Raw genomic sequence first — 3,528 nt, 5'->3', positions numbered from 1 at the left:
GTCGTTTGGCATTTTCTTTCGTTAGCGAATATAGTTGTACACCTTTGGTTCCCGGCCCATCGATAGCTAATTCAGCCACGTCCGCATCTTCACAATAGACGCCTCCTAGTAGGTTGAGCAAAGGACTGGTAGCACACCAGACCGTCGTTGCGGCACCCTGAGGAATCGTTTTTAAGGAAGCCCGTACTTCGGGTAATAGATTACCTTCCGCATCACAGAAGCCCATTTGCTGAAATAGCTCCCGGGGTGCTTCCCGGCCCAGCTCCGTACCATGAATGGAACCCGGATGCAGCGAGTAAGCTCTGCCCTGAAATTCCTTCCCCCGCTCATCCAGCTCCAAAGCGAACAAATTACTGGCTGTCTTGGATTGACCATACGCCTGTAAAGTTTCGTAAGCCCGATTCGTAAAATTAGGATCGTCGAAATTAAACGGAGCAAACTGATGCCCCTGCGATGAAACATTAATCACCCGAGCCCCAACGGCCTTTTTTAGAGCGGGCCAAAGCTGGGCAACCAGTTGAAACTGCCCCAGGTAATTGGTAACGAGTTGAGATTCCAGACCCCGGCTGTCTTTACGCAAAGGTACCCACATAATGCCCGCATTGTTAATGAGTAGGTGAAGGGGACGATTCGAAGCCAGAAATGTTTCGGCAAAGGCATCAATGGAGCCCATATCGATTAAATCCAGTGCTTCAAGTTCTACATTCGGCATACCCTGAAGGTTTTTCTTGGCTTTGTCAATATCCCGGGCCCCTACAATGACCTTTGCCCCAGCAGCGGCCAGTACCCGGGTGGTTTCCAGGCCGATTCCCGTATTCCCACCCGTAACGATGGCAATTTTTCCGGTGAGGTCAATTCCCTGCATGACTTCACTGGCGGTAGATTGGGCGTTGAACCCGGAACCCAGTGGTTTTTGGCATTGGCCTTCGTAATTGGTACATGATGTGACAGCTTTCATACTTGTTTCGTTTGATTGAAACAAAGGTATAAGTTGCTTTACGCCTCAACTTTGTTTAAAAGGCCGATTTCACTTTGTTTAAAAGGCCAAAGCAGCTTACGGTCTATCCATCTCTTATTAATTATGATCAGGTAGTTAGTCTTCTACCACCGCCCTGTATTTCTACCAATGATCCTTAATCGTTTCCACGAATAAACGCATGAAACGAAAAGTCCGGCTGCCGCATTTGCTGTTCATTCCAGGCCGACTCCTCCTGTGCTTTCATTGCGTACACCCGCATTTCCTGTTCATACGCCGCAATCGCCGCTGGTACGGTTTTGTAATTCCCGCTGGTTAAGTTTTCGGCCAGTAACAGAGCATCCATCAAACCCGTATTGACCCCCTGACCCGCAAAGGGCGGCATGAGATGGGCGGCATCGCCGATGAGCGTGATGGGTAAGGGACGATTCGTTTTCCAGACTTTATCGAGCGGTACCTTCCGCGTCGGTAATGCCCAGCAAACCGAGGTAGCCCGAAATAACTGCTGATAGGGTTCTGCCCAACCTTTGAACTGATCGGCAATCAGTCTCCGCATACTTTCCGTACTGGAAACATCGCCTTCGTTCGGTAGAATGACGTTGTACGTCAACACGCCCCGGTTGTTGGGATTGGCCACCAGGGCCTTCCCCCCATGAGCACTCATCAGGATGGTACCCTGACATAATTCATAAAAATCCGGGCATTCAACGGCGGGGTTGACCACCTCCCCCTGAATCATCAGCGTTCCCGTTTCTTCCACTTCACAATCCATTACCCATTTTCTTACCTGAGACATCCCGCCATTCGCTCCAATGACTACGTCAGCGGTGGCCGATAATCCCTTGTCAAAATGCAGTACCCAACTCCCCTCCGCTACTTCGAGATGGGTACATTTGCGGTCCCACATTACTGTACCGTCAGCTAAACTGTTCAGCAGAATTTCCCGTAGCACATTCCGGTTAATTTCGGGCTGGTCGTACTGGTTTTCGGGCGTAGGTTGTTTTGTGAAGTGTACACGGCCCAGTTCATCCACCAGCGTCCGTCCCATCGGTACGGCTTGGTCCAGGTAACGTTCCAGCAAACCCGCCTGTTGAAAAACTTTCTGACCCGATTCCGCGTGTAAATCCAGCGTACCACCCCAGATTCGGGCGTTGGCATCTGGGTCCCGTTCGTACACCCTTACATCCACGCCTTTTTGCTGGAGTAATCGGGCCATGGTCAGGCCCACCGGACCCGCACCAATGATCGCTACTTTCTTATCCTTGAGTACCATCTTCTTGTTTGATTAATGATGGTACAAAAGTCGGCGACCTTTCAAAGATAAAATAACTACCTTAGATCTAAAAACAGTCGTAAACGATCATCTATGAGCCCAGATTCAACGGTACCTGAAATTCTACCTCTATTGGCTGAACGACTGGGTACGGTCGTTCAGAACCGTACTGTCGTCATTCCGGAGGCCTTTGGTAGCGGTACCTGTTCCGGCTATGTTTTCAATGAGCACATCCGCTTACTGATTCTGAATTATGAACTCCGCGAAGATCTGATCGTTAAAAGCCCGCAGATCATGCCTCCCGGAAAAACGATTCTTTTCAAATTTCAGAACGTCATTCCCGAAACCCAAGGCGTCAATAGACCTTCGGTTTTGATTGCTACTAGCCAGATGCAAACCGACGGAGTAGTTCCCATTCACTCCCATCGATCTACCCTTAACATCGAAATAGACGCCCAGTATTTAAAGAGTTTGCTGGATACTTCGGACCTGCCGCCCCTGCTTCAAAGCCTTCTCGAAAACACGCAGCCTTTGCTTTTTGAAGAAATGATTTTTCCGTCGCTACAGACCCTAGTGGACGCGATTGTCAGCGAACCCGTCGAAGAAACCTTCAAGCTGTTTTTTCTACGAGTCAAGGTAGAAGAACTGATTTGCCACTTACTGATGGCCTTAAAAAAGCGGGATCAGATACCGCTGTATGCCCTGAATCCGCACGACCTAGAAATCATCTATACGATTCGCGATCAGATGCTTGCCCGCCTGGAAACGCCGCCCGTCATTGATGAACTAGCGCGGCAAGCTCACATGAGTTCCTCCAAATTCAAACGTTTATTCCGGCAGATTTTCGGCGACAGCCTTTTTAGTTATTACCAAACCTTCCGAATTAAAGAAGCGGCCCGCTTGCTGAAAGAAGAAAAGCTATCGGTAGCAGAGGTGGGATACCGGCTGGGCTTTACCAACCTGAGTCATTTCTCCAGGGTGTTTCACGAACACATCGGTACGAAACCGAAACAATACAGTCGTTCCTGAAGGTTACCAGAGCAAGAATGCTTTCAGATACGTCTTCTAAAAAAATGAGTTACAGTGGGCTTACACTATAACCTAGTCTATTCCATCTATATATTTCTACCGTTGAGCGTTTAGTAGCTTACGGTGCCCGATCCAGCCCAACAGTCCCATAATAGCCAGGTAGCTGATAAACGCCTGCGGAATTTTGCTCCAGCTATAATCATGATACGACTGGGGCGTAAAGGTGGGAATCGCCTCAGCGTCTTTTACC

3 protein-coding genes are annotated in these 3,528 nt (G+C 49.1%); 1 reads left to right on the top strand and 2 read right to left on the bottom strand.

Annotated elements, in window-relative coordinates; genetic code table 11:
- Together ACOJTG_RS04285 and ACOJTG_RS04280 are read right to left on the bottom strand one after the other, a co-directional pair.
- Positions 1-958, bottom strand: a 958-nt coding sequence (locus ACOJTG_RS04285) for an SDR family NAD(P)-dependent oxidoreductase (protein WP_420152684.1), incomplete at its 3' end; no start/stop codon positions are given.
- A 175-nt stretch (positions 959-1,133) separates the two neighbouring features.
- Positions 1,134-2,249, bottom strand: a complete 1,116-nt coding sequence (locus ACOJTG_RS04280) for an FAD-dependent oxidoreductase (protein WP_420152683.1) — start codon at positions 2,247-2,249, stop codon at positions 1,134-1,136.
- A 93-nt stretch (positions 2,250-2,342) separates the two neighbouring features.
- Between ACOJTG_RS04280 and ACOJTG_RS04275 the strand changes: the two genes are divergently transcribed.
- Positions 2,343-3,278: a helix-turn-helix domain-containing protein gene (locus ACOJTG_RS04275; protein ID WP_420152682.1), complete on the top strand. Its 936-nt coding sequence runs from the start codon at positions 2,343-2,345 to the stop codon at positions 3,276-3,278.
- Positions 3,279-3,528 lie beyond the last annotated feature (250 nt).

Source organism: Siphonobacter sp., assembly GCF_048595215.1.
In the GTDB taxonomy this organism is placed as follows: Bacteria; Bacteroidota; Bacteroidia; order Cytophagales; family Spirosomataceae; genus Siphonobacter.
The sequence above is the reverse complement of the archived record's forward strand: the minus strand, read 5'-3'. Positions and strand labels throughout refer to the sequence as shown.

Excerpts from the sequence above, each read along its gene's own strand:
- ACOJTG_RS04280 (WP_420152683.1), bottom strand. The coding sequence starts at position 2,249 with ATGGTACTCAAGGATAAGAAAGTAGCGATCATTGGTGCGGGTCCGGTG.
- ACOJTG_RS04275 (WP_420152682.1), top strand. The coding sequence starts at position 2,343 with ATGAGCCCAGATTCAACGGTACCTGAAATTCTACCTCTATTGGCTGAA.